General features: G+C 35.5%; 6 protein-coding genes and 1 pseudogene. 1 reads left to right on the top strand and 6 read right to left on the bottom strand.

The features are described 5' to 3' along the window. Positions 1–282 (top strand): ATP-binding protein (locus tag A3SI_RS16570; RefSeq protein WP_009057782.1); only part of this gene is annotated, 282 nt, incomplete at its 5' end. 431 nt (positions 283–713) lie between these two features. On the opposite strand, the gene A3SI_RS17920 is transcribed toward A3SI_RS16570, so the two are convergent. From A3SI_RS17920 to A3SI_RS16545, 6 genes and pseudogenes are all read right to left on the bottom strand, one after another. Then, a complete protein-coding gene (locus tag A3SI_RS17920) occupies positions 714–1826 on the bottom strand; it encodes a TlpA disulfide reductase family protein (protein WP_009057781.1) in 1113 nt (370 codons plus the stop codon). Positions 1827–1950: 124 nt separating this feature from the next. Next, the gene (locus tag A3SI_RS16560; protein WP_009057779.1) at positions 1951–2622 is read right to left on the bottom strand and encodes an HPP family protein; all 672 of its coding nucleotides are present in this window, start codon (positions 2620–2622) and stop codon (positions 1951–1953) included. A gap of 57 nt (positions 2623–2679) precedes the next feature. Beyond that, a complete protein-coding gene (locus tag A3SI_RS16555; protein WP_009057776.1) occupies positions 2680–3015 on the bottom strand; it encodes a group III truncated hemoglobin in 336 nt (111 codons plus the stop codon). Between the two features lie 7 nt (positions 3016–3022). Further along, on the bottom strand, positions 3023–3328 hold the full coding sequence (locus A3SI_RS16550) for a cupin domain-containing protein (RefSeq protein ID WP_009057775.1): 306 nt from the start codon (positions 3326–3328) through the stop codon (positions 3023–3025). Positions 3329–3470: 142 nt separating this feature from the next. Then, a complete protein-coding gene (locus tag A3SI_RS23430; RefSeq protein ID WP_009057773.1) occupies positions 3471–3719 on the bottom strand; it encodes a tyrosine-type recombinase/integrase in 249 nt (82 codons plus the stop codon). After that, positions 3688–4010 (bottom strand): annotated as a pseudogene (locus A3SI_RS16545) (transposase); the annotation flags it as partial. The gene A3SI_RS23430 and the pseudogene A3SI_RS16545, both read right to left, overlap by 32 nt.

Genomic DNA, 4010 nt, shown 5'->3' with positions numbered 1-4010 from the left:
TTACTAAAAGCAGACCTGATTATTCTGGATGATATCATGCTTTTYCCAGTAGACAAGAGTGTAGCTAATGCACTCTTCAACTTTATCAACCAGATTTATGAACGTACATGCTTTATAATTACGACCAATAAAAGCCCTGCGGAATGGGCCAAAATGCTCGATGATGAGGTGCTGGCGACAGCTCTATTGGACCGACTCCTTTTTCATTGCGATATTATAAACCTATCTGGAAAAAGTTATAGAATGGAAAATAGGAAAACTTTCTTTGATCAGCAACAATAACATACCTATATTTACAAAGTGGTGTATTCCTGTTGCCATTTTTGGCGCATTCCTATTTACCATTTTTGGTGCATATTCAGTTACCGACTACAACCAAATGTGCCATTTGTGGGCTGGCAATTCAAAATATTTTGTGCGGTGGGAAAAAAATTAAAACACAGAAGGGTAGGCAATAAGTGTTGGCTTACTCGCTGTCCGTTTTTTGTATCGGTTGTATGTCTGTGTTCACTTGTCAAAATGGTTTACTTTTTCTTTGTTTTTCTGTCGGTCTGTTTGTTGTTGTGGTGTCGTTTTTTACACTTGCTGCCAACGGTCCGCAGCTAAGAAACGTGGGGCTTTTCAAAGCGATTATCTGTCCGCCATAGCTAAAGTAAGTTTGGGTAACAATCCTTTCCGTTACCACTGTCCGCCCCATGTTTTCTTAGGTGCTGTTATAAACCGTGATTATTTAGTTCTTCTTTAATTTTATTCTCTAGTTGCTCACCCCTAAGGTCTTTTGCTTCAATAATTCCATTGGAATTAATTAGATATGACGAAGGTATTGCCTGAACATTATAAAGAGCCGACATTTTACTGTAACTTCCTTTTTCATAATCCATTACATTAGTCCAAGTAAGCTTATCTTTTTCAATTGCTTTCTTCCATGAAGATATGTTGTCGTCAACTGAAAATCCGTAAATCTCAAAACCATTATCTTTATACTTTTCATAAAGCTTGACAAGCTTGGGGTTTTCTTGCCGACAAGGGCCACACCAAGATGCCCAAAATTCTAACAGGATTAATTTGCCTTCAAATACAGATAGGCTAATCTCTGAGCCCTCTACATTTAAGCCTTTAATATCTACAAATTTGTCACCTATTTCTAATCTTTTATTTTCTATAAATGAATTTATTACTTCGCCCATTTTAGTGTTCTTAAGGTTAGAAGGGAATCTCTGTAATAATTTTGTTAGTTCATCTTTTGTTAGTTGGTTACGCAAAAAGTAGAGTTCTTGTAAAGTGTAAAATGAGGGGGATTCAGTTTCTATACTTGATTTTCTAATTTCAAATATTTCTTTATCAATTTCAGATACAAGGCTTTGCAGTTCTTTAATTTCTAATTCATTCCCTTTTGCATCAGAGTAGTACTTAGAAAAAACTTCATCCGCTAAAGAATCCCTTCGTAATTCAAAATCTTTTTGCATGTCCCTGTATTTAACCATAACATTGTTAAGTTCAGAACCATCAAAATGTGAAAAGCGGAATGAGCCTTTCTTGCCTGTAATATTTGTAATCCCCTTTTCAATGTACAGAACTAACCATTCGTTATCGATGGTGTGTATTCTAGCTATAAATGGTTCATCTACAACTCCTGAAAATTCAAGTCTGTTTTGAAAAACATATTGCGAATCAATCACAAGACCCCTATCTAGGTCGAGTAATTTAAATTTTGTGCTGTCAGCATATCCTTCAATTTCAAAAAATATGTTATAGGTGCTACTTTCTTTTTTTGAGCAAGAAGTACCTATAATGAAGAGTAAAGTGATGGTAATTATCTGTTTCATACAGTTTTTTATCATGGTTTATAACGGTTAGTATATGAAAAGTAGGCGATTTCGAAGCACTGAACTTTCGGTCAAACACAAAGTTAGATACGAGCTAAAAGCCTTGAATTTACTGCTATCTCGCCTATTTTTTATATACATTGTTAGTGGCTGCCTTCTTATTCTTTCGGTTATTTCGTTTTTGTTTAATTCTTTGTGATTGGTCTCTTATTGGGTCAATAAACCATTTAAAATTTCTTGAAAATCTCCCATCACTTGGGTACTCTCTTTGAGAAGTCATATTATTCACAATTAGTGCTACCAACAATAAAATAACAACCCCTGATAACACAGGAAAAAGCACATATAAATATCCTAAGTCTTTTATACTTTCTGAACCCGAAACTGCAATAAGGGCTGTTGCTCCACCTGGTGGATGTAAAGTCTTGGTATATTGCATACCAATAATTGATAGAGCTACGGCTAATGGTGCTGTGAGCCAAATTATATCTGGTAATAATTGAAAGACTGTCACACCGATTATAGCACTTACCAAATGACCTCCAATTAAATTTCTTGGTTGTGCTAACGGACTTTGAATTACGCCATAAATCAACACACAAGTTGCTCCAAAAGAACCTATAAGAAAAAGGTTATCGCTTTCAGTAAAATAAATACTTTGAATAAAAGCAATAATACCTATACCCAAAAAAGCACCTATAAACGACCAAAACTTCTCTCGAGAATCAACAAGTGTTTCTTTGTATGCAACATATTTAGCAATTCTGTAAGTACGTTTTATTCTTTTTTTAACCATATACAGAATTAGTTAGGGTGGTTTGTGTTGATTTTGTGTAGCATAAGTCGAGCGATGTTAGTGGCTCTTTTTTTTTGCCTCCTCAGCTTTTTCTCCTTCAAAAAGTTCATCTGTCGTTTGTGCAAATATGTTGAGCCATTCTGAAAATTCTATGTCGGTCATAGGGGCAATTTTACTTAGTTGGATGTGTTTGTCCATAGGATTGCCTGAAAAGCTATGCTTACCTAAAAGGATGCTTGCCCAAAAAGAATACATTCGTGGTAAGTGATTCTTCCAATCCACTTTCGCAATATCGTTAAAAATGAATCCTATTGTAGCATTCGCTTTCACCTTATCATAAAAAGTGTTAACCAATAATTCCACATCCTCTCTATTAGATAGGTCTTTTTTCATTCTTAAATTACTTGTTATTGCCTTGCGTTAAAATACAAATACTGTCTTGGGTAGCTTCGACAGAATGAGTGATTTCAATCGGAATATCTACTTCATCATATTGATTAAGTGTAATGGCTCTGTTTTCTTCTTTGTAAATCACAGCTCCTTCCAAAACCGTTAATTTTGAAGTAATGTGAGCTTTGTGTTCTTTTAAAATCATTCCTTCATTAAAGCCAATAATTAAGACTTTAAAATCATTTTCGTGATGAATTGACTTTGCTACTGGGTGATTTGAAACTTTTAGTTGTTCTTTTATTTCTTTAATTGTCATTCTATCTTCAGTTTTTATTATGTACTATGTTTTTTTAGATTGCCACTAACATCCCTGTACCCGCAACTACTCTCCCCAAAACATGCGTGTATTTTTCATATGTCGGTAGAGAGAAGTCATGTGGATTCATAAAGGAATAAAATTAAGTATTATCCATCAAATCCAGTGGACTTTTTAAGACTTTATTAGAAATTTCCAGGACATGGGTGTAAATCTCTGTTGTTTTAGGACTGGAGTGCCCTAATAAAACTTGGACCTGGCGCAAATTCATTCCATTCTGTAAGCAGTGGGTAGCGAAGGAGTGTCGAAGTGTGTACAGTGTTGCCCATGGATTGATATTGGATTTTTCGGCAGCTTTACGAAATACTGCCTGAAGAAATACTAATACCATAAATATCCGCTAAAAGACGTCTAACATCTTCTATGGAGTTACCCTGGGCATATAAGGCTAATATTTGATCGTCTAGACCACTTGTAAGTGATTTTTGACGTTTACCTATAAGCTCAGGCTCGAAGTCTCCATTACGGTCGCGTGGAGTCGCAATATCCAAAGGACCAAATTCACTAACAACACGCTTGCTTGTCCTACCATTACGCTTGTTCACCTTGCCGGCGGCTCGACCTTCTGAAAGAAAATCTTCAATCTCTCCTTCAAGCATAGTGTTCACCATCTGCTGCAAAA

The sequence above is a fragment of the Nitritalea halalkaliphila LW7 genome, assembly GCF_000265075.1.
GTDB classification, from domain to species: Bacteria; Bacteroidota; Bacteroidia; order Cytophagales; family Cyclobacteriaceae; genus Nitritalea; species Nitritalea halalkaliphila.
Note: the sequence above shows the minus strand (reverse complement) of the source record. Positions and strands in the feature narration are given on the sequence as shown.

Excerpts from the sequence above, each read along its gene's own strand:
- A3SI_RS17920 (WP_009057781.1), bottom strand. The coding sequence starts at position 1,826 with ATGAAACAGATAATTACCATCACTTTACTCTTCATTATAGGTACTTCT.
- A3SI_RS16560 (WP_009057779.1), bottom strand. The coding sequence starts at position 2,622 with ATGGTTAAAAAAAGAATAAAACGTACTTACAGAATTGCTAAATATGTT.
- A3SI_RS16555 (WP_009057776.1), bottom strand. The coding sequence starts at position 3,015 with ATGAAAAAAGACCTATCTAATAGAGAGGATGTGGAATTATTGGTTAAC.
- A3SI_RS16550 (WP_009057775.1), bottom strand. The coding sequence starts at position 3,328 with ATGACAATTAAAGAAATAAAAGAACAACTAAAAGTTTCAAATCACCCA.
- A3SI_RS23430 (WP_009057773.1), bottom strand. The coding sequence starts at position 3,719 with ATGGTATTAGTATTTCTTCAGGCAGTATTTCGTAAAGCTGCCGAAAAA.